The 406-nt window shown below is 75.9% G+C and carries 1 pseudogene; it reads left to right on the top strand.

The annotated features are described in order from the left end of the window. Nucleotides 1-304, top strand: a pseudogene (locus D471_RS34320) (DMT family transporter); the annotation flags it as partial. Between the last annotated feature and the right edge of the window lie 102 nt (nucleotides 305-406).

Raw genomic sequence — 406 nt, 5'->3', positions numbered from 1 at the left:
GGCGCCCCCCGCCACGCTGGCCACTCCGGTGATCGCGGTCCTCGGCCTCCTCCTCGCACAGGCCGCCTACCAGGGCATGGACCTCGGGGCGCCGCTGGGGATCACCACCCTGACCAACCCGGTCGCGGCCTCCGTGGTCGGGGTGGCGTTCATGAGCGAGTCCTACGCCGGCGGCTGGGCGGGCGGCGCGGTCGCGCTGGTGAGCGCCCTGCTGGCCGCCCACGGCATCCGGTTGCTCACCGTTCCCCAGGACACCGGTCCGGACTCCGCCACCGTGGCCCGTGTCGTGTCCGGGCAGGAGTGACGGGGAGGGTTCCGCGGTCATCCGCGCCGTTCGGCATCTGATCCGCACCCGTGGTGCGGGGCGCCCCCGCGCCCCGCACCACGGCACCGACGGTGTCCGCCG

This window comes from Nocardiopsis lucentensis DSM 44048 (genome assembly GCF_000341125.1).
GTDB lineage: Bacteria > Actinomycetota > Actinomycetes > Streptosporangiales > Streptosporangiaceae > Nocardiopsis > Nocardiopsis lucentensis.
Note: the sequence above shows the minus strand (reverse complement) of the source record. Positions and strands in the feature narration are given on the sequence as shown.